Genomic DNA, 24,788 nt, shown 5'->3' with positions numbered 1-24,788 from the left:
GCCGGAGGTTCGCCATCATGGCAAGCGCGCTTGTCGCCCCGTTCCGCTCCTGTCGTGTCCCCGCCCCGCCTAGCGAGGACAGTGACAGGCCCGACGTGTCGCCGCAGACCGGGGACTTCACGCACCGTGCGGTTGTGATGGTCCGCGTGCCCGGCGGCAGGGAAGAGGACACCGCCCGCGAGCAGTGGGAGCGGTGCGGCCTGCTGTTCTCCCGCGTGGATCATGCCCAGCAGGATGACGCGATGGCGCTCTACCGGGTGGAAGTGCGTCTGCGGGGCAGCCGTTGGGGGGCGTTAAGTGAGGCTGAGCGCCGCGTCATGGCGGCGCTGGCGGGCCGGGTAACGGTACATGTCGGTGACGCCACGCTGCTGGAGCCCGAAGACGCACGAACGGTTGTCAGTACCTGGCACGTGTACCGGAAGACCGGCTGGGGACCCAGCTGGGCCGCACGGCTGTGGGTGCAGGTGGGGGCGGCGGACGTGCACCGCCGGGTACGTCTGGACGGCCCGGGCACGCGCCAGGAGGCTTTGGCAGCTGTTCGTCTGCGGCCGGATCTGGGAGGTGTGGCCTTCGATGAGGATCTTCATGATGTGCGGCCCGGGATCGCCTCCGCTCATGCCCTGCGTCCGCGGGATCCTGCTCCGTGGCACGCCCGGGCCTTGGGGCTTCCAGGCATGGCGGTCGGTGCGACCGCGATGCTGTTCGGCTGGGTGCTGGCGGCCGTGGGCCTGTGGTGGCAGATCGCGCTGGCGCCGTTGGTGCCGGCGGCAGCGTGGTGGGTAGGTTCGTGGTTCGCCGACCGGGAACGGCACCCCCGGGTGATCATCTGGCTGTGTGGGCTGACCTTTGTCGGTGGTGCGGGGTTATGCGGCTTCATCAGCCGGGCGATATCCACGACGTTGGGAAGCGTGGGCGGCCTGTGGCCGGCGGGGATCGTACTGTGCGGGCTGCTGGTGCTGCGTGGCTGTATGTACGCGCTGCGTCAGAGCTGGTTCTCCCGCAACGCCGTAGCTCTGCTCCCGATCGCCGTTCTCCCTCTGGCCTGGGTACTGCCCTGGATGGGACGCCTGGCCCAGGGCGTCTACCTGACCGTGTGCCTTGGTGTCCCTCTTTCGACCGCTAATGTTGATCCCCTGTGGATGTATCTCGCTGGCGTGAAACCGGCCGGCCTGTGCATCGCTGCCGCGTTGTGCGGGCTGGCCGCGCTCGGCTGGGCCCGGCACTTCTACTGGATCACCGGCTCGAAGTCGTACTGCATCGTCATTGTCAGCACGCTCACCACGCTGATGATGCTGATGGCCTTAATACTGGGGCTGTCCTCCGCCGCTGAGGCTGCCGATCACACCGCTACACAGGCTGCAGCCGGGCACGATCCTTCACCGTTTTTCGGCATCAGCGCCCGGCGGGTCTGTGTGAGCCCGCTCGATGAGGCCAAGACGGCTGTGCAGCCAGGGCCGGTGCCCACCGGTCACCCGGTCCTCATGTTTGATGTCACCGGAGACGAAACCTGGCTATGGGACCCGCAACGGGCCCGGGGCACAGCCGACCTCACGAAGAAGACGCTGCGGGTACGCACCGATCAGATCGCGACCCGTCCCGCAGCCCGTGGAGCCCGCACCTGTCCCCCGCTCTAAGCCCCCGAGGCCACGCCCGATGGGCCGACCCTGGGCCGGGCGTGGTGCTGAGCGATGATGACCGGTAGGGATGAGCAGTGGGGCCGGAGTGGTGGGCGCGGTGGCCGGCGGGGTACTGGCTGGTGTGCCGGCGCTGTTGAGCGCCTGGTGGAGCCGCCAGAGCCAGCGCGAGCAGACCCAGGCCCAGCACGTTCTCATGGCCGGCCAGCCGCAGTCGGCCCACCTGCTGCAGGTGATGGAACCACAGCGGCGTGTCTACGGCGACTTCATCGGTGTGTGAGGCAATGCTGGGCGACATGGTGTGTTTATTCAGGGATGGTCGTCGTCCTCGTCGACGAGGAAACCGCGCATGGGCGGGTCAGGCAGCCCTTCGGGGTGCCAGTTTCGCTGGTGTCGGCGGCGCAGGGCGGCTAGGTCGCGAATGATCGCGGCATAATACAGCGTCACGGCTTCCACCGGCGCTGAGTTGGCCAGGCTGATCACCAGTTGCTCGGGGGCGGCCGCGGTCGGGGCACTGGGGTGGTCGTGCTGGCGGCGGGCCATTTCGGCGAGGACGTCCGCTGGGGCGCAGGACTGGTTGCGCCTGTATGCGGCGACGGCGGCGGAGAAGACTTGCTGGTGGGCGGGGGTGGTGAAGTGTTTGGTGTCCAGGATCGCGGTCAGGTGAGTGGTTGATGCCGGGTGCTGCAGGAGGGCGGCGAGGACCATGCGTTCTGCGTGTTCATCGCTTGGCCGAGGGGGTGGTTGTCCGGGGTCGTGGAGGCCGCCGGTGAGGGTTTTGGTCATGTGGTTGTCTCCGGTGGGTATCGGGGGCTGGTGGGTGCTGTGTCGACTGAGGTGGCCCGGGCGGCCCGGATGTCCGGAGTCTTCTTCTGCAGCTGCACGTTTCTTGTTGCCTGGGCGCCCCGGGCGAGGGTGCGGGTTCAGTGGCCGGTTCCGATGTCGCCGGGAAAGCGGGCGGTCGGGTCGAGTTGGCTGAGGGCCCGGCGAACCAGGTCCTTGCTGAGGGTGAGGTTGGGGTCGTCGTCGAGGGCGTCTTGGATGATGACGGTGAGATTGGCCCAGCTGCGGAAGCAGCCGTGTCCTGCGCAGTCGTCGATCCAGAACAGCAGGTCCTCCTCCGCACCCTTCCACAGCTGGTGGTAGGTAGGGATGACGGTGAGGATTTCGGCCGTGGTGAGGGGGCTGAACTGCTGCCAGCGGTGGATGCGTGAGTACAGGGCTGGGCGGTGCAGGACTTTCTGACGGATGTTTCCGCTGCCGACGAAGACGATGGACAAGCTCTTGGCGGTCCTGTCGTTTGCATCCCACAGGCTCCTAATGTATTCGAGTGCGGTAGGCCCGAGGTGCTGCACTTCGTCCAGCAGCAGGAGGTGGAAGTCGCCGGCCAGGGCGTGCCCGATCTGCTCGTCGCAGGTGCAGGCGGTGTTCACCGGCGCCGGGCCGGGCAGTTCCAGGGCACCCCATAGCGCTGCGCGGATCTGTGCCACGTTGGGGGACTGAGCGAACTGCAGCCATCGTGTGGCGCCTGGGGCGAGTTTGCGGCAGGCGGCGTTGATGGCGAAGGTTTTGCCCAATCCGACGTGGCCGTGGACGCAGATCATGGCCTTGCGGGTGATGGCTTTGCGGGTGATGGCTTTGTCCACCAGGGCCTCGGTGAACCGCGCAGCGTCAGTGGCCACAGGGGCGGCGTCGTGGAGGCCAAGGTGATGGTCGTCGGTCGTCGGCCTCTGCGGGGAGCCGGCCGACGCGGAGGGGTTCGGTCGATGCGGTGTTCATGGGGTGTCCTTCTCGGGGCGGTCCGGGTCATCGGGGCGGTGGGAGTCAGTGGGGTTGGTGCGGGATTCAGGTACCGCCCAGCCGTCCGTCGGTGCGGGAAGGGACAGGAAGCCGGGCAGTGCTTGAGCGCTGTGGTCGGCGCCGCCCAGGTCGCGTAGCTCTTGGACGGCCCGATCGTGGGTGATGGCGTCCAGCCGCTGCGTGAGGCCTTTGTTGATGGCCGCGTAGCGGGCTTTGCGGTTTTTCTCCACCGCCTTCTGCCCGTTGCGCAGTTCGTCGGCTTCGCGTTTCCGGGCGCGGTCGAGTTCGCGGCGCAGAGCGGGGGGTGCTTGGTTGGCCATGACGGCTGGGCCGAGGTACTGGCCGGTTGTCGGTTCGTACAGTTCGATGTAGTGGTCGTGGTGGGGCATGTAGCGCAGGTGGACCTTCTCGCCGCCCTTGCCCACCATCCAGGCGGCGAAGTAGTCGCGTTTCCGCCAGCGCACTCCTTTGCTGGTGATGGCCAGCGGTTTTCCAACGCCTTCCAGGGTGAAGGCATGGATGTCGCCGGGGGATGACGGTCCTGATGGGGGTGGGGTCGGCGGCCCACACCTGGGCCGGGGTCCGATCGTCCAGGTCCGCGATGGTGTGTTCGGTGTTCCACTGGCGCACCCAGTCCAGGAGCAGCAGGACGAAGGTCTCGAAGTGGAGGAGTTCGCGGTCGGGGTCGATGAGTTTGCCGCCGGGCAGCGTGGAGGCTTCGGTGAGAACGAGCATGTCGGCGAAGAGCGTGGTCTTGACCGCGCCGAGAAGCATGCAGTGCTCACAGGAAACACAGGTGGGGGTCGTCCGGGGCACCGATCACCTCGTAAGCGATGTCGCCACACTGGCAGCGACCCATCCGCAGTTCCAGTACGGCAATCGGTTCGGTCACTCGAACATCTCCCTTGATAGACGGCGGTCGGGAGCGCCAGTGTGCTACCGGTCAGAGGTCCCGCGCCGGTGTTCGTGAGTACTGGCCACGGAGGCGGGGCCATCTTCACTCCTCACGGCGAACGCCCGAGCCATCGGGCCAGGGCAGCACCTTGGTACCGGCATCCCTCGACTCGGGGCCGGCCCCGAGTGTGGCCTTCCACGCCAGAGTCCTGGGGCCTGGAGCAGAGTGTCGGCGCAGGTCATCACTCACACCTTGCTGCGTGCGCTGAACCAGGGCCTCAAGCGCCCTGATGACGAGGACGAGGCATAGCCGCTCCTCAATGGCCGCTTGGGGTCCTCGCGGGCCCGCTACTCCTGGCAGGCACATGCGCGCGGCGCCTCCGTACAGCTCTCCCCGGCAGCGGCGGTCGTCGCCGGTCCGACTCGCGCCGTGGGGGGGACGTGGCCCAGGAACAATCCACCACATCGGCCCTGACCAGGGCCAACAAATTCCCCCAGCCGCGCAGCACTAAGGAAATCCCGTGGCGATCAATACATTCCGAAACGATCACTAAATCTGCACGTCAGGGCCCCCTGCAGCTACCGCAGTTCCATGAAAACCCCAGTTCAAAGACGCACCACACCACGGTCACGAATCCCGAAACGATCACTAGATCCCCAGGTCATCGCTTCACTCATCTAGTGATCGTTAGCGGATTTGTCAGATGTCCTCGTGGGTGCGGCCGATGAAGTCTCACCACATAGAACTGGGCGTTCGCCGCGGTGTCCGGAACGTCGAAGACTGTGCCGTCCACCGCGACCAGCCGCCACTGCCGGTACCAGGCGCCTTGCGTCCGCGCGTCCGCCACCGGCCGCACACCCGGCCGAACAGGGCCCGCAACGGCTCCGGCCCGAGCTGCAACCGGGCCCGCCCGATCGCCGCCGTCGTGGGCACCCGCCAAGCGGTCGCCCACCGGCCCTCACGCTCCAGCCCCTGAACCAGAAGCCGGGCCACCTCTTCATAGCCCTGTCCGAAGAACGAACACATCGCCAGGACGAAGTAGACCACCACCCGCGCCGGCAGCAACCGCGTCCGCTGCTCGACCCGGCCGCACTCGTCACCTGACCCGGCCTTGGCACAACCCATCAACGACCGACCCCCCAAAGTCACCGGAGGGCGATCAACTGGTGGCACTGGTGCGGCGCCACGGCGGTGACGTGCAACGCGGTCGTCCCTGGCGGCTGCCGCTGGAGGACCGGGTGCTGCTGGTGGCGACATACTGGCGCACGAACCTCACATTGCGGCAGGTGGCACCGTTGTTCGGCATCTCGAAGTCGGCCGCCGACCGCATCCTCGATCACCTGGCACCTCTGCTGGCCATCTCGCCGGCCCGCCGACCGCGCAAGGACACCGTCTACATCGATCGGCCCGCCGCTGCCCGGTAGCCGCAACGACTGCCGGGCGTTCACGGAGTCCGGTGTCGACCGGGTGACGGCGGCCATGTCAGAACGACATGGCCGTTGACAATCTGGGACACGGCACCATTCATACGGCGCGGCGCCAGGCGCGGGGGCGCGTCCGGGCGCGTTCCGGATCGCCCCAGGGCTGGCGCGTGTCCGCATGGTGGAAGGCGACAAGGGGCTCGGGGGGTAGGCGGATCGGTTGCGGCGGTAGGCGTTCGCTTGGTGGGGTGATCAAGCCGACGTCCTGGAGGACGCTGCGCCAACAACCCCAGCTACGCCCTTGTACGCAGCGGCCGGTTCACGCCCATACCCAAGCAGCCTCCGCCCCCGCCCTTCTCACCGCCCAGGCGCACGCGACACGCGGCATGGACTACCTCGTCAGTGCGGTGGACAACCTGACGGAAGGAACCCCGCGCACCGGCCGCGACATCGAGCTGGTGCCCCTTACCTCCGCGATGCCGGACGGCGACTACGGCGCCACCCGCCCGCGAACAAGAATGTAGATTCCGATTGGAGAGGTCGTTGCCAAGTGATTCGTCATCGACTTGTCGTCAGAGTCGCGTCGGCCCGAGGGGGCCGTCCGCGGACGGGCAACACGTCGACCGCGGACGACGGGAACCCTATGCACCTATTTATCCCGGATTGCGTAACGACGGATTCCCTCCACGCCCCCGTCTATGTAGTCCCGCCAGCGCAGGTACTTCTGCACCACCTCGTACCGGCGCTCCTCGGCCTCTTGAGCGTCCCGGGCACGTAGATGCCACATGACCAGTGCATCGGTCATGAACTGCTGAGAAGTTGTATCTCAACGGATCTTGGAACGTGTGGATCGAACGGAGTTCCTGGGCGGGTGGTTTTCCGGCGGTGCGCGCATGAAGGCAGGGCCTCCTGGTAGCTCGGGGGTGCGACCCCATTCCGAGCGGTTCGGGAGGCCCTGTTGTCGTTGTTGTACGCGCCCGAGCCCGTTGACTTCAACTCGCCCGCCGTGTCGTGCGATTGCCTCGCGCACGTGTACGGCAACGCGGCCGATCACCCCGATCGGGTTCGCCGGTATCCGTCGGACATGACGGACGCGGAGTGGGCGACCATCCGGCCGTTGTTGCCGGTGCCGACCTGGCTTCAGGGCTGGGGCGGACGGCCCGAGGGCTACTGCCACCGCCAGTTGCCGGACGCGGTCCGCTACCTGGTCGCGGGCGGGATCTCCTGGCGGGCGATGCCCGCGGACTTCCCCGATTGGGGCCGCGTTTACGCCTTCTTCCGCCGCTGGCGCGAGCACAGGCTGATCGCCGAGTTCCACGACCGGCTGCGCGGGAAGGTCCGTGAGCGCGAGGGCCGTGAGGCCGAGCCCGCGGCCGCAATTATCGACGCGCAGTCGGTGCGGGCCGCTGCGACGGTGCCGGCCGCCTCGCGCGGCTACGACGGCGGGAAGAAGGTGGCGGGCCGCAAACGGCACATCGTGACCGACACGCTCGGTCTGCTGCTGGTCGTCGCGGTCACCGCCGCGAACATCGGCGACCGGGACGCCGCGGCGGGCCTGCTGACCCGGCTGCGCCGCCTGCACCGCGACATCACCCGCGTCTGGGCCGACGGCGGCTACACCGGCGGCCTCATCGGCTGGTGCCGGGACAAGCTCGCTCTGACCTTGGAGATCGTCAAACGCACCGACGACATGACAGGGTTCGTGGTGCTGCCGAGGCGGTGGGTGGCAGAGCGCACGTTCGCGTGGTTGATGAACTCCCGCCGTCTGGCCCGGGACTACGAGGCACTGCCCGCCACCAGCGAGGCGGTGATCCGGTGGTCGATGGTCACGCGGATGGGCCGGCGGCGTCTGGCACGGCCACGGGCCGCCGGCCGGCACTGAATGCCCCCGACGCCTCCAGGAGGAGCCACCCGCGCTCCGCCAGGCGCCGGGCTTTCGACCGCAGCCCCTCGACCTTCGCCGGCGTCGCCCCAAGACCCAGCTCCACCGCAACCGTCGATGAAGTCGCGGCGTGGCGCCTGCCCCGCTCCCGCGCCCGGCAGATCATCGACGCCTACGACCAGGGCGGCCGCACCCCGGCCGAGGTCCGCGCCGCGCTCCTGGCGGACTACGTCTACGGGCTCCCCGCCGCGCGCGGCGCCCTGGCCCACGCCGCCGCGGGCGGCAACGCCCATCTCCTGGTGATCGGGGCGGCCGAGGGTGTGCCCGCCGTGCACGGCAGCGAGATGTACGCCCTGGTCGGCCAGGAGCAGCCGGGCCGCAGCGCCGAACAGGCAGAGCGCGACACCCGTATCCGCGACATCGTGCTCGACTTCGCCACCGGCGAGCACAATCGCCTGTGGCCCGCCGTCGTCGACCGGCCCACCTCGGGCAGCGTCGGCAACATGCCTTTCGAGGCCACCGCGCACTACCAGGCGGCCCTCGGCCTGTTCGAGGGCATCGACCGCCCCTGACAGTCAACGGACAACGGTCAAGACCGACGTGATCAGCCGGGTGCCCGCACCAGGAACCTCACCCGGCTCCACGACCGCACCCGGGGGCGAACGCACACGACAAGGAGCTCGGCATGAGCCACCCCACAGCAGCCAATGGCACCGCACCGGCGACGATGCGGGCCGTCGTCGTCACCCACCCGGGCGCTCTCGACGCCCTGGAGATCAAGGACGTGCCGGTGCCCGTCCGCAAGCCCGGCTGGGTGCGGATCGAGGTGAAGGCGTTCGGCGTCAACGAGTCCGAGGTCACCACCCGCAAGGGGGAGTCGGACGCTGACGTCACCTACCCGCGCATCCCCGGCATCGAGGGCGTCGGCGTCGTCGATGAGGCCGACGAGGACGGCGGGCTGCGCCCGGGACAGCAGGTCGCAACCATGATGGGCGGCATGGGCCGCTCCTACGACGGCGCCTACGCCCAGTACGTGACCGTCCCCGCCGGGCAGGTCATCCCGTTCGAGACCAGCCTGCCGTGGGACGTGGTCGGTGCCCTGCCGGAGATGTTCCAGACCGCGTACGGCTCGCTGACCCGGGGCCTGGACCTCAAGGCCGGGCAGACGCTGCTGATCCGCGGCGGCACCTCCATGGTGGGTCTGAGCGCGGCGACGATGGCCAAGGAGATCGGCGCCACCGTTATCTCCACCACGCGGCACGCCGACCGCGCTGAGGAGCTGCGGGCCGTGGGTGTCGACCACCCGGTCGTGGACGACGGGCACCTCGCCGAGAAGATCCGGGCCCTTGTGCCGCAGGGCGTCGACGCGGCGCTGGAACTGGTGGGCTGCACGGTTTTGCCGGATACCTTCGGATGTGTGCGGGTGCACGGCACCGTCTGCTTCACGGGTGCCCTGGCGAGTGGGTGGTCCATCCCGGACTTCACCCCGTTCATGATCCCCGGTGGGGTGCGGCTGACCCAGCTACGGGGGCCAGGCCACCGACCTGCCGTCCGATGTCTTCGCCCGCCAGCTCCAGGCCCTGGCCGATGGGCGCCTCACGGCTCCGGTCGCGAAGGTCTACCACGGTCTGGAACAGGTCCGGGACGCCCAGGCCGACGTCGAGTCCGGCACCATCCCGGGCAAGCACGTCGTTGTCCTGAACGACTGAGCGGCGAGCATGCGGGGCGCCGCACGCCGGTCACGGACCGGTCGTGTCTTCTCTGGCCGCGAAGGCACCCGGGGTGAGGCCGGTGCGGCCGCGGAAGAAGCGGCCAAAGTTCGCGGTATCGGAGAAGCCGAGATGAGCGGCTACACTCCGGGCATCCCACCGGGCACCTCCCAGCAGGCGCCGGGCTTCGAGCAGGCGCCGCTCGTCGATGAGGTCACGCACCCCTTTGCCGGTGGCCTCCCGGGCGGCGCGGCTGAGGGTGCGGACCGAGCAGCCGAGCAGCTCGGCGTAGTCCGCCGCCCGGTGCAGTTCGCGGAAGTGCAGCTCCAGTGCGTCCGCGAACCGGCCGTAGGTATCACCACGGCCCATACCGGCCGTCGCCGCGCCCGTGGCGGTGATGCCGGGGGCGTTGGCCAGGCGCAGCAGCAGCGACTCGAGCAGACTGCGCCGCAGGGCATGGTGGACATCGAGGGGGCGGCGGCCGAGCGCCCGGTGTTCGTCGAGGAGCTGGAGCGCCGTCTGCTCAAGCCACGCGGCGTCGTCGGTGTGCGGCTTCAGCACGGCGGGAGCTTCGTGCGAGGTGAGCGGGGCCAGCAGGCGGGCGGTGCCGGGTGTCAGGACGTCCGGTTCGAACAAGATGAACGGGCCGCGGGCGGTGCCGGGCGGATGCCAGCACTGCGTGTGTCCGGGTCGCACCCACAACCACTGGCCGGGGGCGACGGTCTGCGTGAGGTGGTCGACGTCATGAAGCAGCTCGCCCTCGGTGACCGCGATGAGGTAGTGAAAGGTGGCGCGGCCCGGGCGGGGCGGGTTCCACGGCCAGTCGTCGTGCTGGGCGAAGAAGTCCTCCACGGTACTCACCTCCAGCCCGAAGGGCGTGCCGACCGGGGGCTGGAAGCCGTACAAGGGGACCACGGCCGGTCCGGCCTGGCCATTCGAGCCTGGATGTCGCTTATCGACCATCATGTGTCCGCAGCCTACCGCCCCTTTTCGGCGGCTTCCGGGCAAGGATGGACTGTGCCGCCGCAACTGCGGGGCGCACACTCTGCGGTCCTCAGCGCCGCAGCCCGCCACCACTTCAAGGAGGACAACGCCCCATGACCCTGCACCAGACCGCTGCCGACTGCGCGCAGGAGCTTCCCGGAGCCGAGCTGGGGCATCCCTTCGGGGACGACTGGGAGGTCTTCAAGGTGCGCGGCAAGGTGTTCATGCTGATGACCGAGGTCCCCGGGCGTCCCGTCGTGATCCTCAAGGCGGAGCCCAGCGAGGCACTCGCCCTGCGGGACCACAACAGCCACATCACCCCCGGCTACCACATGAACAAGAAGCGCTGGATCATCCTGGAGGACGGGGACGGCGTGGACAAATCCCTCGTCCGGGAGCTCGTCACCGAGTCCTACCGGCTCGTCGTCACCCACCTGCCCAAGGCCGAGCAGCCCGTCGACCCGCACACCTACGCCGGCGGCACGCGGGCATCCCGGTGAGCGCGGCCGGCGACCGGCTCCAGGACACCGCCCGCAAGGCGGCCCTCGCACTGCCCGACGTCAGCCACGGACGCCCCTTCACCCCCCAGCTGGAGGTGTACAAGGTCGCGGGCAAGGTGTTCCTCATCGTCACCGACGACCCGGACGAGCCGATCATCACGGTCAAGTGCGAACCCGAACACGCCCGTACCCACGTGCACGCCCACGCCTCGATCACACCGGGCCGCTACCTCGACAAACGCCACTGGATCACGCTCGGGCCGGGACCCGGCATCACCAAACGGCTGATCACCGAAGCGGTCGAGGACTCCTACGACCTGGTCGCCGAGCAGTTGCCACGACGCGATCGCCCCGGCCCCCGATGAGCACCCCCAGCGCGCCCACCAGCGGCTGAGCCGACGCCTGCCAGCACCCCCGTCTCGCTACGCTCGCCACCGACCGAGAGACCCATGGAACCGACCCTGCCGCTCTTCGACGAGGAGCCCTCCCGCCCACTCGCCGACCGCCTGCGCCCCACCCTGCTGGACGAGGTCGTCGGACAGGACCACTTCCTGACCCCGGACGCCCCGCGTCCCCGATGAGTGTGCGACATCCCGTGAGTTCCCCTGAGCCCCGCTGAGTCCCTGCCCCCGTGGCCAGGGGGTTCTTCCTCCTTCGTGTGCTCTGCGGCTGTGTGACGTAACTTCGGGATTCTTGAGGCGTTCTCACCCTGTCCGACCGATCCGCAGTCGGGCCGAAGGCGAGGAGACTCGGGTTGGCGGCGCTGGCAGTCGTACGGGACCTGCGTGAGCACTGGGCAGCCCGCGTCGGCGGAGGAGCTGGAGGGGGGATCGCCGAGGTAGGCGGGGCGCCGATGCAGCACGCCCGTCGCTTCCTGTACCAGAGCGGCGGCGTCCGCCTTACCCCGCACAAGCGGTCAGGACGGCAACTGAGCGGCAGCGAGCGCGAGGAGATATCCCGCGGTATCGCCGCCGGGGAATCGGCCCGGCAGCTGGCCAAGCGGCTGGGCCGATCCCCTTCGACCGTCTCCCGCGAGATCGTCCGCAACGGCGGCCGGAACCGCTACCGAGCAGCCTTGGCCGATGCAGCCGCCTACGAACGCGGGCGCCGCCCCAAGCAGGCCAAGCTCGCCCAACGGCCCGCTCTACGCACCCTGGTGGAAGCCAAGCCGGCTCTGTGCTGGTCACCCGAGCAGATCGCAGGATGGCTACGACGGCAGTTTCCCGGTGACGCCTCCACGCAGATCTCGCACGAAGCGATCTACCTCTCGCTCTACGACCCTCGCCGGCGCCAGGCGATCGACCGCAGCCTCACCCAGCGGCTGCGGTCAGGCAGGCCCATGCCTCGTCCGAAGATCGCCCGTCGGCCCACCGGGCGGAACATCATCCGCGGCATGGTGTCCATCACCGCCCGCCCCGCCGAGGTCGAGGACCGCAAGGTTCCCGGCCATCGGGAGGGCGACCTTGTGATGGGCACCCGACCCTCAGCCGTCGCCACGCTCGTCGAGCGCACCAGCCGCTACCCGGCCATCGTCGCGCTGCCCGACGGTATCAAGGCCGAGCAGGTCACGCCGCACCTCACCAGGAGCCTCCTCGGCATCCCGCCCCAGCTACGACGAACGCTCACCTGGGACCGGGGCCGGGAGATGGCCGAGCACCAGGCCATCACCGCCGAGACCGGGATGCCGATCTACCTCTGCAAGCCGCGCAGCCCCTGGCAGCGCGGCACCAACGAGAACACCAACCGGCTGCTTCGGCAGTACCTGCCCAAAGGCGCGGACCTCCGCACGTTCAACCAGGCCGACCTGGACACCATCGCCCACGAGCTCAACCACCGCCCGCGCAGGACCCATGGCTATCGCACTCCGGCAGAGGTCTACGCTGACCTCCTGAACAGCGGTGATGCGCTGACCGCTTGAGCTCGCCATCGGTTGACGACACATAGCTGAGCGTCGGCGTACTCGCGGTGGGCGCGGACGGGGACCGGGCGCTGGCCTCCTATGGCGAGATCGCCCCGGGCTCCGGCAACCGGGGCGCGATCCTGGCCGTCGAGCAGGACGGGGCACCGCCGGCCCGACCCCGGCTGGTCGTGACCGGCGAGGTCACCGGTGGGCGCCGTCAACGACGTCGTCGAGCTGGACGTCGTGCGCGTCGAGCCCACCGGCTAACCCCGAGCGACCTCAGCGGTGTGTGCGGGGGTGTAGCGCTCGCCCGTCACCTGGTCGCTCAGCGGGTCCAGCGCGGCCAGTGCCTCGGCGTCCAGGGTGAGCTCCAGCGCGGCCGCGTTCTGCTCCAGCCGGGCCGGGCTGCGGGTGCCCGGAATAGTCGCCACCGCCACCCCGAGCCGCTCGGCCTGGGCGTACACCCAGGCCAGCGCCACCTGGGCCGGAGTGGCATCCAGCCGGTCGGCCACCTCACGCACGGTCTGCGCGATCTTCTCGTTGGCCTCGCCCGCCTCGCCGGCGAAGCGGGGATTGGTACGCCGGAAGTCCTTCTCGCCCAGCGTGGAGCGGTCCAGGGCGCCGGTCAGGAACCCCCGCCCCAGCGGCGAGTACGGCACCAGCCCGACCCCCAGCTCGGCCATCACCGGGGTGACCGCCTCGACGTCGCGGGTCCACAGCGAGTACTCGCTCTGCACCGCGGTGATCGGGTGCACCGCGTGCGCCCGGCGCAGCAGCTCGCCGTCGACCTCGGACAGGCCCAGATGGCGGACCTTGCCCGCCTCGACCAGCTCGGCCATCGCCCCGACGGTCTCCTCGATCTCCACGTCCTGGGGCGGGCGGTGGGCGTAGTACAGGTCGATCACCTCGACGCCCAGCCGCAGCAGCGAGGCGTCGCAGGAGCGCAGCACGTAGTCCCGCGCACCGCGGATGCGGCGTGCCCGGTCGCCGGCGCTGCGGTCGATGCCGAACTTGGTGGCCAGCTGCACCTGGTCCCGGCGGCCGTGGATGGCCCGGCCCACCAGCACCTCGTTGTGCCCGGTGCCGTAGGCGTCGGCGGTGTCCAGGAACGTGATGCCCAGCTCCAGGGCCCGGTCGATGGTGGCCAGGCCGCCGTCCCAGTCGGCGGCGCCGTAGCTCTCGCTCATCCCCATGCACCCCAGGCCCATCGCGCTGACGGTGAGACCGGGCGAGCCGAGCGTGGTTCGGGTGATCATGCGCGGATACTCCTCCTGCCCAGCGGACCGGGCGGTACCTCGAGGGCTGACGAATGCCTCCGACGCTAGGACTTGGAGCGCGCTCGAAGTCAAGCCGGAGGGCCGGCCCCCGCCGGCGGGTCAGGCGCGGCGGGGCGGGGGTCGGGTCTACCAGCGCCTAGCCGCAACCAGTAGGGGGGCTAGGAAGTCCTGACTTGCATGAGTCGCCACTTGTTCCGGCCTCGGTACGGTGAAGAAGAGCGGGGAGCCCGGCACGGTCTGCGCCTGTGGCCGGTCGGGACCGCTCTCGCCGTCATCTTTGCCACCGCGATCGTGGTGGCTGCCTGTGCCTTCTTCGCGGGCTGGAATCTGCTTGGCGCCCACGGTCTCAAGCCCGAGCGTCGGCTGACCACCTCAACCTTGTTCGACCTGGTCAAAATGTCCTTCGGGGTGGTCGCCGGCTCCGGCGCGCTGGTGGCCCTGGTGGTGGCCTACCGGCGTCAGCGGGTCGATGAAGACGGTGCCCTGCGCGAGGCCACCCGGCTGCACACTGAACGGTTCACCACCGCCGTCTCCCAACTCGGTGAGGATGCACCGGCCATCCGGCTCGGGGGTGTGCACGCCCTGGCCGGCCTCGCCGACGACGCTCCCACACGAGACCTGCGCCAAACATGCATCGACGTCCTGTGTGCCTACCTGCGGCTTCCCTTCCCTCCTGATCCCGGCGACCTCTCCGAACCCTTGCCCGATGGCACCTCGCCCAGCCAGTAGCGGCGCGCTGTCCACCGGGATGAGAAAGACCGGTACCGCGCAATGCGTGAGGTCAGGCATACGATTCTGCGTGTGATCGGAGATCGCTACCACATCCCCGAGGGGATGCACCGCTCTTGGCAGGGCTGCAATCTCGACCTCACTGGCGTCACCATCGACGGTGACCTGGACTTCTCCGGCGCCGTGTTCTCCGGCGGGGTGGTGTCCTTCGACCGCGCCGTCTTCTCCGCAGGCAGAGTGTCCTTCAAACACGCCGCCTTCTCCGGCCTGTTCTCCAGAGGCAGGGTGACCATCACTGGCGGCGGCAGGGCGTACATCAACGGCGTCGTCTCGGGCGGCGGGGTGTCCTTCAACGGCGCCGCCTTCTCCGGCGGCGGGGTGTCCTTCGCACACGCCACCTTCTCGGGCGGCGGAGTGTCCTTCAACGGCGCCACCTTCTCCGGCGGCACGGTTGACTTCCGTACGGCGAGGGGGCCAGTGCCAACGGGTCTTCTCACCGCGGTCAACACTCCCTCTGCTGCGGGGGCCCTCCTCCCCTCAGGTTGGCTGTCTGCAAATCCATAACAGCAGTGGGGGCGTCGAGGCCGACTTCTTCCACCGAGACGCGACGGCAAAGCACGCAGAGGGAACCATCGCAGCGGACGCAAAGCGTGGCCGCCAGGCCGTCCCCGCGCTCCGAGCCTTCACACCCTTCGACACAACGCACGAACGTCGCCATACGGACATTCTCCCGCCCTGCTCGCTGAACAGCCCTCTTGAACACATCCGAGCACGGCACCGACGTCAGGAAACCCGTGTTCACGAGGCGCCCAGAGCGTGTCACGCACCTACGGCTCGCAGCGCACCATTGCATAGGGGTCTTGTCCGCCGCGAGACAAGCGTCATCGCCTCATCGCTATGGCGGGGGAAACTTGTCGGGCTTGATGCTGCCGCTGCAATGTGCCTGACAGCCGGCAAGAAGGAGCGCGGCAGCGAAGAGGAGCACGGGAATAATTCCCCCTCCCACTTTGAGTGAGGCTCCCTCCGTTAGACCCATTTCTTCCGCCAGTGCCTGGGCTCGACCGAAATCTGCGTCGGGTTCGGTCGACTGGACTGCCTTGATTAGCTCTCGAACCTTTCCAGGATGCTTCGTGAGAGCCGATTTCAGCAGATCGCAATCCCGTGACATTCTCTCCGCGTCGAACGACTCCGGATCTGCGGACGCCATGCCAATCAGGATTCCATCGCATGAGAATACATGTTCCAGCTTTAGTGGGTTCGTGCTCGATTCTTAATACACGCTCTTGAAGGAGATCTTACATACGGGCCGCAGGCCCTCCGGGGCCTTGGCGAAGGCGCTCGGGACTGCCGCGAAGGATCCAAGGCCATCACGAAAGGTTCGCGATTCCACTTTGCGACTCCTTATGGTTTTTTATCTGCTCTGTTCATCTACCAGTCTCTGGGTCCTGAACGTTAGCCGCTATCGGGGGTTGACCCAACGGTGTAGGGGGCGCCGCCTACCTCTTTCCTCAAGAGGGCTTCGGGGAGCGGTAGACGCAGACCAAGCGCGGACGAGTGCCGACAGACGAGGCTCGATCAGAGCTGACGCAACGCGGGTGCTCCCCGCCTCCGTGTTTGGCCTCGCCTCTGTCATCTTGCCCGCGCCGTCCCAACTGGCACAGGCCGAGGAGAGTGGCGAGAGGACCGAAGAGTGGCTCGCCTATTTCACCGCCGCCGAGCTCGCCGGGACGACAGCGGACAGAAAGTCATGAACCCTGAGAGCGTTGCAGGAGTGCGGCGGCAGCGGGCCGAGGGCCGCCTTCCCCGCCCGCCTGCGGTACGAAGCACGGAGGCGAGGCCGCGGCGCAGCCGGGCTTCCAGGACATGGTGGCTTGGGAGCTGACCGAGCTGCGAGCTGGTGGACGCGGAGGGCGAGCGGGACTGACCGGCCCTGTCAGGACCGGACAAGGTGGCGGGTTTCGCAGGCGGGCGGTACATGCCTCACTGCCCGGGCGGGCGAGCTCGCCGAGCGCCTGCTCGAGCGTGAGGCCCTGGTCGTCGGTCGGTAGCCAGCACGACCTGTGGTGGATGACCCGGCCCCACCACTCGGTCAGCGTCACATCGAGCTCGGCGCCCTGCTCCGCCACCCACCTCGACGAAGAACTGCGGCCGCCGGGCGCCACGGCAGCGCCTCACACTGGTCGCGGAAGAGGTCTTCCGGATCGGCAGCGTCGGCGAGGCTCGTGACGGTCCGGTGGGTCATGTGGAGTTGCCGACCGATGGAGCGGCGGCTGTGACCGGCTTCCAGCATTGCGTGGACAAGAGCGTGCCGGACCGGATGCGGTTGGCGAACCGCTGGCTCTGCCACGGCGAGTCCGGTGTCCCCTCGGACGGCGTGCGGTCGCCGGACTTGTCTCCGGCCGGTTCGGGGACCAAGACACGCAGGCACCGGCGATGTCGAGGGAAGCCGTAGCCAAAGCCCACGGCTGTGCCGCGCTCGTAGGCGATGACCAGCACCAGGCCCTGGTGGTGCTTGAGGTGTCCGGCCGCGCCGCCTTCGTGCCCACCCACCGGACAGGAGGGCGATATGAAGCCATCGTCCCGCACCGAAGGAATCGGCCAGCGGGTCACGCGTGACTGAGGATCACCAGCAGTGCCGCGCACTCCGCAAGGACCTGGGCGGCGAGCGCCACTTGCCGCACCCGTGCCACGGGCGCGGCCAGGGCGATGACACAGGCGACAGCACCGAGGCCGACGCCCCATTTGAACAGCACCTCGTCGCCACCGCGAAGAATGGCCGCATCACGGCCTGCCGATTCCCGGGGCCTCAGCAGGCCGAGTGACCTGCGACGTTAAAGGCCAAGCTCAGGAAGAAGGGAGCTCAGACCTCGCAGTGCAGCTACCTGGAAGTCACGCAGCTGGCTCCGGGGCTACTGGTGCCGTGGGAGAGCCTGTGCCTTCTGCGCCGAAAGAGTCTTGTAGACGGTACCGGCGAGGTCGGGCAGCGTGTCCCCTTCGCCAACGGCGCTGTTGACAGCAATGGCGATGATCATGCCAGTCTTCGGGAAGTACATGTGCAGCACCCGGTTTCCAAAAGTGGCCCCCTCATAGGCCCACACCGTCCCGGCCACAGGATGGACGAACTTCACGACACCGAGCCCGAAACCGATGGGATCGTCGGCCGTGACGCTCTTGATGGGCTTACTCGTCTTCGCCGAGACCAGGGACTCCAGCTCGCGCTGCTGCGCTGAGGGCAGCAGTCGACCGCTGTACAGCGCCCTGTCCCAAGCCGTCATGTCTCTCAGTGAACTCACCAGGCCACCCGCCCCCTGCGCCCAGGACAGGCGGAGCCGAGGAAGTGACTTGTTGAGATACTTCGGCAGGACGGAATGGGCGGAGTACGGCGTCGGCATGCGCGAGGCCGTGTCCGGAGGGCAGTCCGGGGGGAGGCAGGTGTCGTTCATTCCGAGAGGTTCGATGATGCGCTCGGCGAGCCGCTCATGGTAAGTATCGTGCGACGCTCGTTCGACAATCATCTGCGCGAGGAGGTAGTTCGTATTCGAGTACTCGTACTTCGCGGGACCCAGTGGCAGGCCCTCCACATAGGACATCAGGCGCTCCAGCGTGAAGCGCGTGGAGGGATTGGCGTCGAAATCCTTCAGGAACGCATTCTGCTCGGTGTAGCTGGGGATGCCGCTGGTCATCGACAGCAGTTGCTTGATGGTGACATCGCGCCACGCCGGATACTGGGGAAGCCACTTTCCCAGCTTGTCCCGTATGGACAGCTTTCCTTCGGCCTCCAGTTGAAGCAGCAGCACGGACGTGAACGCCTTGGTGTTGCTGCCTATCTGCCACAGCGCCTTGCTGTTCACCGGTCGACCACCGCCGTAGCGGGACGTCCCCGCATCGACCGAGATATCAGGTCGCTGATCGGCATAGGTCACCCGAAGGGAGACCGCTGAGAAATGATCCTTAGTGCCCTGAGCGTCCAGATATTTCTCAAGGTCACTTCGCAGTGACGCGGTGGCACTGCGAACGGATGGCTCCACCACTGCGTGCGCGACGGCCGGCCCACTTCCCGACACCATCATCCCCGAAACAATCGCCGCGGTGGCCGTCGCCAGGGCCACGAGGCGCTTCCCTTGTTGACCACCCCGCCGACGAAGCCTGTACCTCATTGTCGCTATTTCTCCATCGAATTGAACAGAACTGGGAACGACGATCACGCTACGCAGTGGAGGCACGGCAGGTAATGGGGGTAACCCCCGCTTGGTAGTGGTGCTGACCCCCTGAGTGAGGCCAAGTACAGCTTCGAAGGCAGCCATCTGCCCGTCGGAAGAGGAGAGACCGCGACGGTCATTGACTCATCGCTGAGGTGCGACAACTGACTCCTCAGAAGACATAGAGCCCTTTAGCTCTGGTGGATCTCGTGTTTCAGGAACCTCCCTATGCGGTTGTCAAGCCGCGGACGCGGCTGGTTGTGCGGCTTAGGGCGTTTTTCAGAAGTGGATCTTGGTGTGTCAAGATCCACTTCATGGGGAGGCACGATCTGACGAATGCGCAGTGGGCGAAGCTGGAGCCCCTGCTCCCTGCTGGGAAGAAGTCCGGACGACCGCCGGTACACACCAAGCGGCAGCTGATAGACGGCATACGCTGGCGCGCCCGCGCCGGTGCTCCGTGGCGGGACGTGCCGGAGCGGTACGGCCCATGGGGGACGGTGTACGGACTGTTCCGCCGTTGGCAGCGGGACGGCACCTGGCACCGCATCTTCGAGCAACTGCAGGCCCGGGCCGATGCCGAGGGACTGATCACCTGGGACGTCTCGGTGGACTCCACCATCGCCCGCGCCCACCAGCATGCGGCCGGTGCCCGCAAAAAGGGGATCTGCAGATCGAGCCGCCCGGTGGTCTGTTCACCGAGCCGGACGACTACGGTCTCGGACGCTCCCGGGGTGGGCTGACCACCAAGTTGCACCTGGCGGTCGAGCAGGCCCAGAAGCCGATGTCGCTGGTGATCACGGCCGGACAGCGCAGTGACTCCCCGCAGTTCCAGGTGGTCCTGGGCCGTATCCGGGTGCCTCGGCTCGGGCCGGGCCGTCCGCGTACCCGGCCGGACAAGGTTCGCGCCGACAAGGCGTACGGCTCCCGCGCGAACCGCGCCTACCTGCGCAAGCGCGGCATCCGCTGCACGATCCCGGAGAAGCGCGACCAGACCGCCAACCGCAAGAAGCGCGGTTCCTGCGGTGGCCGACCACCGCAGTTCGACGCTGCCGACTACAAAGAGCGCCACGCGGTGGAGTGCGGAATCAATCGCCTCAAGCGCCACCGCGCGGTGGCGACGAGGTACGACAAGCTCGCCGTCCGCTATGAGGCGACCGTGCTGGTCGCGGCCATCAACGAATGGCTGTGACCAGCACTTTCGAAACACGCCCTAGTACTCCAGCAGCGTTTCGCTATCTGGCCTGGCCGGAGGCATCGTCGGGAGTGTAGTTGGCTGCTGGCATGTCAGGGGCGGTCTTGCCGGACCGCCCCTCCAACGAATGACATCGAGAACCGTCTGCGCGGTGATGAGGGCAGCCTCCCAGCGTGATGCGACGACCTTGCCGACGCGAACTGGGACCGTGAACTCGACGACCTCTTCCTGCGCATCGGCCACCGTTTCGGCCGCGCCGAACTGCGACGCCGCATGCGTGACTACGTCCGCGCCCTGCTCGGCCCGGTCGGCCGCAAAAACGGCTGGCAACTGGCCGAACACGCAGGCCACCGCACCCCCGACGGCCTGCAACGGCTACTGAACGGAGCCACCTGGAACGCCGGCGACGTCCGCGACGACCTGCATACATACCTCGCCGACAAGGTCGGCGAGGCCGACGGAGTCCTCATCCTCGACGACACCGGCTTCATCAAGAAGGGCACCACCTCCGCGGGCGTGCAGCGCCAGTACTCCGGCACCGCCGGCCGCACCGAGAACTGCCAGATGGGCGTCTTCGCCGCCTACGCCACCACCCGCGCACGCGCCCTGGTGGACCGCGAGTTGTATCTGCCCAAGTCCTGGACGGACGACCGCGAACGCTGCCGCGCCGCCAAGATCCCCGACGAACGGGCCTTCGCCACCAAACCAGAGCTGGCCAGGGCAATAGTGCTGCGCGCACTCGCCTCCCCGCTACCGATCGCCTGGGTGACCGCGGATGCCGCCTACGGCCAGGAGTGGCGCTTTCGCCGGATGCTGGAAGAAGCCGCGGTCGGCTACGTGCTCGCCGTCCCGAAGTCCCAGCCGGTGCCCCGCTTCGGCCGGATCGACTATCTCTTCAGCCAGGCGCCGGATGAGGCATGGGAGCAACGTTCGTGCGGCGACGGCGCCAAGGGCCCGCGCGTCTGTGACTGGGCGGCCGTCCAGCTCCCGGTGATCGAGGACTTCGACGGTGAGCGGCCGACCCATCACCGTTGGGCGCTGGCCAGGCGCAGTAGCAGCAGACCCGATCAGATCGCCTACTACCTCGCATACGCGCCGGTGGGCGCCGACGTCGACCGGCTCGTGCGCGTTGCCGGGCGCCGGTGGGCGATCGAGGAATGCTTCCAGGCCGCGAAGAACGAGTGCGGCCTGGACCAGTACGAAGTCCGCCGCTACGTCGGCTGGATGAGGCACATCACCCTGGCCATGCTCGCGCATGCCTTTCTCGCGGTCACGGCGGCACAGGCGGCGGCAAAGGGGGATGCAGAAACGGTTCCACCCTGGTTCCGCTCACCGTGGCAGAAGTCCGCCGGCTGCTGGCAACTGGCCCCGCACACCGGCCCCGCCCGCCACTTCGCATCCATGCGCTGAGATGGTCGCGATGGCGGCGAAGGCGTCAGGCCGTGGCCCGGCACTGTCACTACCGACGACGACGTCATTCGTTGGAGGGGCGATCCGGCAAGACCGCCCCTGACATGCCAGCAGCCAACCACACTCCCGACGATGCCTCCGACCAGGCCAGATAGCGAAACGCTGCTGGAGTACTAGGTTCCACGGGGCCAAATCGTGATGGGCGATGATGTCGCTGCCCTCAGCAGGGATCAGCACCTGCCAGTGCGCGTCGGGCGGTGTCGTGAAGTCCCGCACTGCATCGTGGAAGTCCCGGATGAGTCGTGCCACGCGAGCCAGTTGTTGGGCAGGTTCCAGCAAAGAGAACCGGTCGGGCCAGACCACATGTCCCGGCATAAAAGTCAGGACCTCCCGCCCCTGGTCGTCAATGCCCAGAGGACGAGGCGCTGCTCGGAATCCCACCTCGTGCAGGTGGGTGAGCAAGGCGTGCACTGCGGGAGTCCAGGGTCCGGTCGGACGGCGGACGGTATCTCCGACTCGAACGACACCATCTGACGTTGCCGCCGGACAGCGGCTGTTCTTCATCCTGCTGCACCGAACCAGTGTGTCTGATCAGGCCGCCATGATCACCCCATTAAAGGGGAGCACCAGGCAGGGGCAGAGGTTAAAGAACAAGCTTAGCGAACCGGCTTGGTCGTCACCTTCCGGTGGGCGGAGCTGTCGGGCTCCATCGCCGCCAGGACAATCAACTCTTTCTCAAGTCGCATGTCACACATCGGGACCCTCTGTGCACTTCTACACGTCGATGGCGGTGCGAGGAGTTACCGCCGCAGAGTGATGTGAGGAGCCGCATGGAGATCGCAGTCGCGACAGCTGTGGGAACGGCGTGTGTCGCGCGCCTGCTGTACGTGTGGATCGGCAGCTGTGACCGGGCGCGCCTGGCCCGGCTGCGGGAGCAGTCCATCAGCGAGCGTGTGCGGATGCTGCCCCTGGGTAGCACGCTGGTCGAGCAGCATGACGGGGGCGGCGTCCGCGTTCGGGTCCGGGTCGGGTCGCCGGTGGGAGGAGTTCGTGGATAAGCCTCATCTCAGGGCCTCTACCTCTACGCTCCCAGTGGGCTTTCCCAGTCAACGCAAGTCGTCCGTCCCGGCCGCTCGTAACGAAGTGATCCGCGCCAGCTTCGTCAACCACCACGAAGAATACATGTCGGAATTAATCCGGCATGTTATGTGATACGGGGCAACTCCGAACGAGGTTACCGATGCTGCTCAAGTCGCCTATATAGGGGCGTTCCGGGTCTGGCACCTGATCACGTGCCCGGCGGCGTGGCTGCGGCGGGTGGCTTTTCGCCAGTACCCGCGCCAGGCTCCCCGCCCGCAGGAGGAACTCACAGACGAGGTGCCGGACCGGCCGGCATTTTCCTGCCCACTGGAGAAAGTGGTCCTCAAAGATGGCGAGACACACGTGTACGAGGCCCTGGCCCAGCTGCCGATGAGGCAGCGGCAGGTGTTCGCCTGGCATTTGAACGGCTTCTCGACCAACGAGATCGCGGACGTGCTGGAGATGCGGCCTCCAGCGGTCCGGCAGAATCAGTTCTTGCAGTTCCGCCCAGGCTTCTTCAGCCGTCGGGGGCTCCGGGAGCTCCGCCGCTGATACGGGAACGGTGACGGACGACGGAGCGCTTGGTGTGGCCCAGCTGGAGGGAGCGGAACCCATGAGGCCGGCGGTTGTCAGCATGCCGGCCGCAGCAGCGGCCCAGCGACGCACCATCATGGCTGTCACCGTGGCCTGCCCCGCTGGAGCGAACGTTCTTTTCCCGGGGGTTGTCACTCCATAGTGGATACGCGGCAGCGGGGCTCCAGCCGCCGTCGAATCCGTGGGGATATCGACCACAGGCCTTCCCGCCCGGCCTCATGCTGCACGTGTACCGGGCACCTGCTTGCCTCGATATTCGAACAAGGGATCTCATGCAGTGCATGACCCAGCACGACTTCCCTCATGACCTCGTGGAGGCCAGACCGCCTGGTACCGCACGTACTGGCAGCTCGCGGAATCCGGTCCGACAGCGAGCACCGCGAGAAGCCGCCGGCGCCTGCAGGAGCTGTCGGTACAGATCGCCGGCCACCCGTACTGGTGCGGACCGTCGGGCACGCCCGCCGCGCATACAGAGCTCAAGGAGCTCGCCCGGCGTGCGGTCGATCGATAAGGGGCTCACCACTCAAGGCAGACACGGAGGTGTCGGTCGCGACGGCGTGGACGGTCAGGGCCGCGAAGACCTCCATCAGACGCTCGCCTTCCGCGATGTTGATGCCCCAGGCCCCAGGTGCTCGTGGCGACGGGTCTGGCGCCACGGCTCCTGGTCCACCAGCGGCAGCAGGACACGGCTCCGATGCGCGCAACGACTCCACAGCATGTCGTGGTCCGAAGTCACGGTCGCCCCCTCTGCAGCGAGCGGAAAGCCTGAGGTCGAGGACCAACCCGACCGCTGCAGGCCCTCCAACTTCCCACTACGCGCAGTGCACGTACAGAGCGGAAACCAAGATCCCCGACAGCGTCAGGTACTTACCACGGTGACTTCGGCTGGGGCGGCATCCGCATCGCGTCACGCCTGCGCGGTCACCTCCCCTGGACTCCGCGGCGCTGCACCGCCGCCGGCTACCGCGCCGCCCTGGCCGCGCACCCCGGCATATCCGGCCACGGACCAAAACGCCCGCCGAAGCGCCGTGGGATCCCCGGCTCACCGCCGCCCTGCAGCAGTCCGGCCGCCGCATCGAGGAGGAACTCCTGCTGGACCGGCTCCTCGCCGACCTGGCAGGGGCTGGCGCCAGGCGTCCCGGGTGACTCAGCGTTCCCAGGTCAGGACCCCGCCGCGCTCCTGTCCGTTGACGATGACCGGCTTGACGAGTGCCAGGTGGAGCCGGTGGTTCTCGTCCAGGGTGGCACGCCGCGGCAGGATCGTGTTCTCCCAGTTCGGGAAGAGGCTGTGCTCGACGTGATGCTCGACGATGTCGTCGGTGACGGTGTAGGTGCCCGCGTAAGCGAGGTAGCCGTGTGCCGCCCCGGCCTGCTCGGCGCCGGTGCCACCGTGTACTTCGCCGTCGGCGTACGGAGACCGGCCGGGGGCACTGATCTGAACGGACATGTGGCCGTCGCCGGTGTAGATGATCAGCCCGTGCGCGTCCTCGCCCAACGGGTACGAGGCGTCGCAGCCGGTGAGCCGGTAGGAGACGAGCCTCCAGGAACCGACGAGGTGCTGGGCGATGGCGGAGTGCATGGC

General features: G+C 67.9%; 24 protein-coding genes and 5 pseudogenes. 19 read left to right on the top strand and 10 right to left on the bottom strand.

Annotated features, from left to right (window positions below):
* Window positions 1-95: 95 nt before the first annotated feature.
* Together PS467_RS41680 and PS467_RS41675 are read left to right on the top strand one after the other, a co-directional pair.
* Window positions 96-1,634 (top strand): hypothetical protein, encoded by a 1,539-nt coding sequence (locus tag PS467_RS41680; RefSeq protein WP_311039694.1) that lies wholly within the window; start codon window positions 96-98, stop codon window positions 1,632-1,634.
* 70 nt (window positions 1,635-1,704) lie between these two features.
* Complete coding sequence (locus PS467_RS41675) at window positions 1,705-1,914, top strand: hypothetical protein (protein ID WP_311039693.1); 210 nt, start codon at window positions 1,705-1,707, stop codon at window positions 1,912-1,914.
* A gap of 29 nt (window positions 1,915-1,943) precedes the next feature.
* On the opposite strand, the gene PS467_RS41670 is transcribed toward PS467_RS41675, so the two are convergent.
* The 4 genes from PS467_RS41670 to PS467_RS41655 all read right to left on the bottom strand — a co-directional run bounded on the left by PS467_RS41670 (window position 1,944) and on the right by PS467_RS41655 (window position 5,454).
* The gene (locus tag PS467_RS41670) at window positions 1,944-2,420 is read right to left on the bottom strand and encodes a DnaB-like helicase N-terminal domain-containing protein (protein WP_311039692.1); all 477 of its coding nucleotides are present in this window, start codon (window positions 2,418-2,420) and stop codon (window positions 1,944-1,946) included.
* A 137-nt stretch (window positions 2,421-2,557) separates the two neighbouring features.
* The gene (locus PS467_RS41665; protein ID WP_311039691.1) at window positions 2,558-3,316 is read right to left on the bottom strand and encodes an AAA family ATPase; all 759 of its coding nucleotides are present in this window, start codon (window positions 3,314-3,316) and stop codon (window positions 2,558-2,560) included.
* Between the two features lie 93 nt (window positions 3,317-3,409).
* Window positions 3,410-4,219: a Mu transposase C-terminal domain-containing protein gene (locus PS467_RS41660; RefSeq protein WP_311039690.1), complete on the bottom strand. Its 810-nt coding sequence runs from the start codon at window positions 4,217-4,219 to the stop codon at window positions 3,410-3,412.
* Window positions 4,220-5,061: 842 nt separating this feature from the next.
* Complete coding sequence (locus PS467_RS41655) at window positions 5,062-5,454, bottom strand: transposase domain-containing protein (RefSeq protein ID WP_432280711.1); 393 nt, start codon at window positions 5,452-5,454, stop codon at window positions 5,062-5,064.
* Between PS467_RS41655 and PS467_RS41650 the strand changes: the two are divergent.
* The 5 genes and pseudogenes from PS467_RS41650 to PS467_RS41630 all read left to right on the top strand — a co-directional run.
* Window positions 5,430-5,729, top strand: a pseudogene (locus PS467_RS41650) (helix-turn-helix domain-containing protein); the annotation flags it as partial. The gene PS467_RS41655 and the pseudogene PS467_RS41650 sit on opposite strands and share 25 nt — an antisense overlap.
* Window positions 5,730-6,136: 407 nt before the next feature.
* Entirely contained in the window at window positions 6,137-6,274 is a 138-nt protein-coding gene (locus tag PS467_RS41645; RefSeq protein ID WP_311039689.1) for a hypothetical protein, read from the top strand.
* Window positions 6,275-6,834: 560 nt separating this feature from the next.
* Window positions 6,835-7,632: an IS5 family transposase gene (locus PS467_RS41640; RefSeq protein ID WP_311039688.1), complete on the top strand. Its 798-nt coding sequence runs from the start codon at window positions 6,835-6,837 to the stop codon at window positions 7,630-7,632.
* Complete coding sequence (locus tag PS467_RS41635) at window positions 7,566-8,204, top strand: hypothetical protein (protein ID WP_311040124.1); 639 nt, start codon at window positions 7,566-7,568, stop codon at window positions 8,202-8,204. The genes PS467_RS41640 and PS467_RS41635 overlap by 67 nt, the downstream gene beginning before the upstream one ends.
* A 113-nt stretch (window positions 8,205-8,317) precedes the next feature.
* Window positions 8,318-9,341: pseudogene (locus tag PS467_RS41630) on the top strand (alcohol dehydrogenase catalytic domain-containing protein).
* Between the two features lie 30 nt (window positions 9,342-9,371).
* On the opposite strand, the gene PS467_RS41625 reads toward PS467_RS41630, so the two are convergent.
* Window positions 9,372-10,307, bottom strand: coding sequence for a helix-turn-helix domain-containing protein (locus PS467_RS41625; protein ID WP_311039687.1), 936 nt, complete (start codon window positions 10,305-10,307; stop codon window positions 9,372-9,374).
* A 131-nt stretch (window positions 10,308-10,438) separates the two neighbouring features.
* On the opposite strand from PS467_RS41625, the gene PS467_RS41620 reads away from it, so the two are divergent.
* The 4 genes and pseudogenes from PS467_RS41620 to PS467_RS41605 all read left to right on the top strand — a co-directional run.
* Window positions 10,439-10,825 (top strand): MmcQ/YjbR family DNA-binding protein, encoded by a 387-nt coding sequence (locus PS467_RS41620; protein WP_311039686.1) that lies wholly within the window; start codon window positions 10,439-10,441, stop codon window positions 10,823-10,825.
* Window positions 10,822-11,190 (top strand): MmcQ/YjbR family DNA-binding protein, encoded by a 369-nt coding sequence (locus tag PS467_RS41615; RefSeq protein ID WP_311039685.1) that lies wholly within the window; start codon window positions 10,822-10,824, stop codon window positions 11,188-11,190. Before PS467_RS41620 ends, PS467_RS41615 begins: the two co-directional genes overlap by 4 nt.
* An 84-nt stretch (window positions 11,191-11,274) precedes the next feature.
* Window positions 11,275-11,406 (top strand): hypothetical protein, encoded by a 132-nt coding sequence (locus PS467_RS41610; RefSeq protein WP_311039684.1) that lies wholly within the window; start codon window positions 11,275-11,277, stop codon window positions 11,404-11,406.
* A 257-nt stretch (window positions 11,407-11,663) separates the two neighbouring features.
* A pseudogene (locus PS467_RS41605) lies at window positions 11,664-12,743 on the top strand (IS30 family transposase); the annotation flags it as partial.
* Window positions 12,744-12,988: 245 nt separating this feature from the next.
* Here the strand turns inward: PS467_RS41605 and PS467_RS41600 are convergent.
* Window positions 12,989-13,981, bottom strand: a complete 993-nt coding sequence (locus PS467_RS41600) for an aldo/keto reductase (protein ID WP_311039682.1) — start codon at window positions 13,979-13,981, stop codon at window positions 12,989-12,991.
* Between the two features lie 210 nt (window positions 13,982-14,191).
* Here PS467_RS41600 and PS467_RS41595 point away from each other — a divergent pair, with 210 nt between their 5' ends.
* Together PS467_RS41595 and PS467_RS41590 are read left to right on the top strand one after the other, a co-directional pair.
* Complete coding sequence (locus PS467_RS41595) at window positions 14,192-14,731, top strand: hypothetical protein (RefSeq protein WP_311039681.1); 540 nt, start codon at window positions 14,192-14,194, stop codon at window positions 14,729-14,731.
* A 72-nt stretch (window positions 14,732-14,803) separates the two neighbouring features.
* On the top strand, window positions 14,804-15,295 hold the full coding sequence (locus tag PS467_RS41590) for a pentapeptide repeat-containing protein (protein WP_311039680.1): 492 nt from the start codon (window positions 14,804-14,806) through the stop codon (window positions 15,293-15,295).
* A gap of 1,674 nt (window positions 15,296-16,969) precedes the next feature.
* On the opposite strand, the gene PS467_RS41585 is transcribed toward PS467_RS41590, so the two are convergent.
* The 3 genes from PS467_RS41585 to PS467_RS41575 form a co-directional block, all read right to left on the bottom strand.
* Entirely contained in the window at window positions 16,970-17,341 is a 372-nt protein-coding gene (locus tag PS467_RS41585) for a hypothetical protein (protein WP_311039679.1), read from the bottom strand.
* Window positions 17,338-17,484, bottom strand: a complete 147-nt coding sequence (locus PS467_RS41580) for a hypothetical protein (protein WP_311039678.1) — start codon at window positions 17,482-17,484, stop codon at window positions 17,338-17,340. Before PS467_RS41580 ends, PS467_RS41585 begins: the two co-directional genes overlap by 4 nt.
* 156 nt (window positions 17,485-17,640) lie before the next feature.
* A complete protein-coding gene (locus PS467_RS41575; RefSeq protein ID WP_311039677.1) occupies window positions 17,641-18,840 on the bottom strand; it encodes a serine hydrolase domain-containing protein in 1,200 nt (399 codons plus the stop codon).
* Between the two features lie 404 nt (window positions 18,841-19,244).
* Between PS467_RS41575 and PS467_RS41570 the strand changes: the two genes are divergently transcribed.
* The 6 genes and pseudogenes from PS467_RS41570 (at window position 19,245) to PS467_RS41960 (ending at window position 24,352) form a co-directional block, all read left to right on the top strand.
* Window positions 19,245-20,119, top strand: a protein-coding gene (locus PS467_RS41570; protein WP_311039676.1) for an IS5 family transposase whose coding sequence is annotated in 2 segments (ribosomal slippage) — window positions 19,245-19,589 and window positions 19,592-20,119 — 873 coding nt in all. Because the reading frame shifts where the segments join, the coding sequence is not laid out codon by codon here.
* Window positions 20,120-20,350: 231 nt separating this feature from the next.
* Window positions 20,351-21,532: an IS701 family transposase gene (locus PS467_RS41565; protein WP_311040109.1), complete on the top strand. Its 1,182-nt coding sequence runs from the start codon at window positions 20,351-20,353 to the stop codon at window positions 21,530-21,532.
* 1,317 nt (window positions 21,533-22,849) lie between these two features.
* Window positions 22,850-23,164, top strand: coding sequence for an RNA polymerase sigma factor (locus PS467_RS41560; RefSeq protein ID WP_311039675.1), 315 nt, complete (start codon window positions 22,850-22,852; stop codon window positions 23,162-23,164).
* 418 nt (window positions 23,165-23,582) lie between these two features.
* Window positions 23,583-23,717, top strand: a pseudogene (locus tag PS467_RS42345) (DUF8825 domain-containing protein); the annotation flags it as partial.
* Window positions 23,718-23,996: 279 nt separating this feature from the next.
* Window positions 23,997-24,191, top strand: a pseudogene (locus tag PS467_RS41555) (DUF2399 domain-containing protein); the annotation flags it as partial.
* On the top strand, window positions 24,137-24,352 hold the full coding sequence (locus PS467_RS41960) for a DUF2399 domain-containing protein (RefSeq protein ID WP_432280795.1): 216 nt from the start codon (window positions 24,137-24,139) through the stop codon (window positions 24,350-24,352). The pseudogene PS467_RS41555 and the gene PS467_RS41960, both read left to right, overlap by 55 nt.
* Before the next feature lies 1 nt (window position 24,353).
* Here the strand turns inward: PS467_RS41960 and PS467_RS41550 are convergent, their stop codons facing one another.
* Window positions 24,354-24,785: a lipocalin-like domain-containing protein gene (locus tag PS467_RS41550; protein ID WP_311039674.1), complete on the bottom strand. Its 432-nt coding sequence runs from the start codon at window positions 24,783-24,785 to the stop codon at window positions 24,354-24,356.
* Window positions 24,786-24,788: the final 3 nt, after the last annotated feature.

The sequence above is a fragment of the Streptomyces luomodiensis genome, from assembly GCF_031679605.1.
Taxonomy (GTDB): Bacteria; Actinomycetota; Actinomycetes; order Streptomycetales; family Streptomycetaceae; genus Streptomyces; species Streptomyces luomodiensis.
The sequence above is the reverse complement of the archived record's forward strand: the minus strand, read 5'-3'. Positions and strand labels throughout refer to the sequence as shown.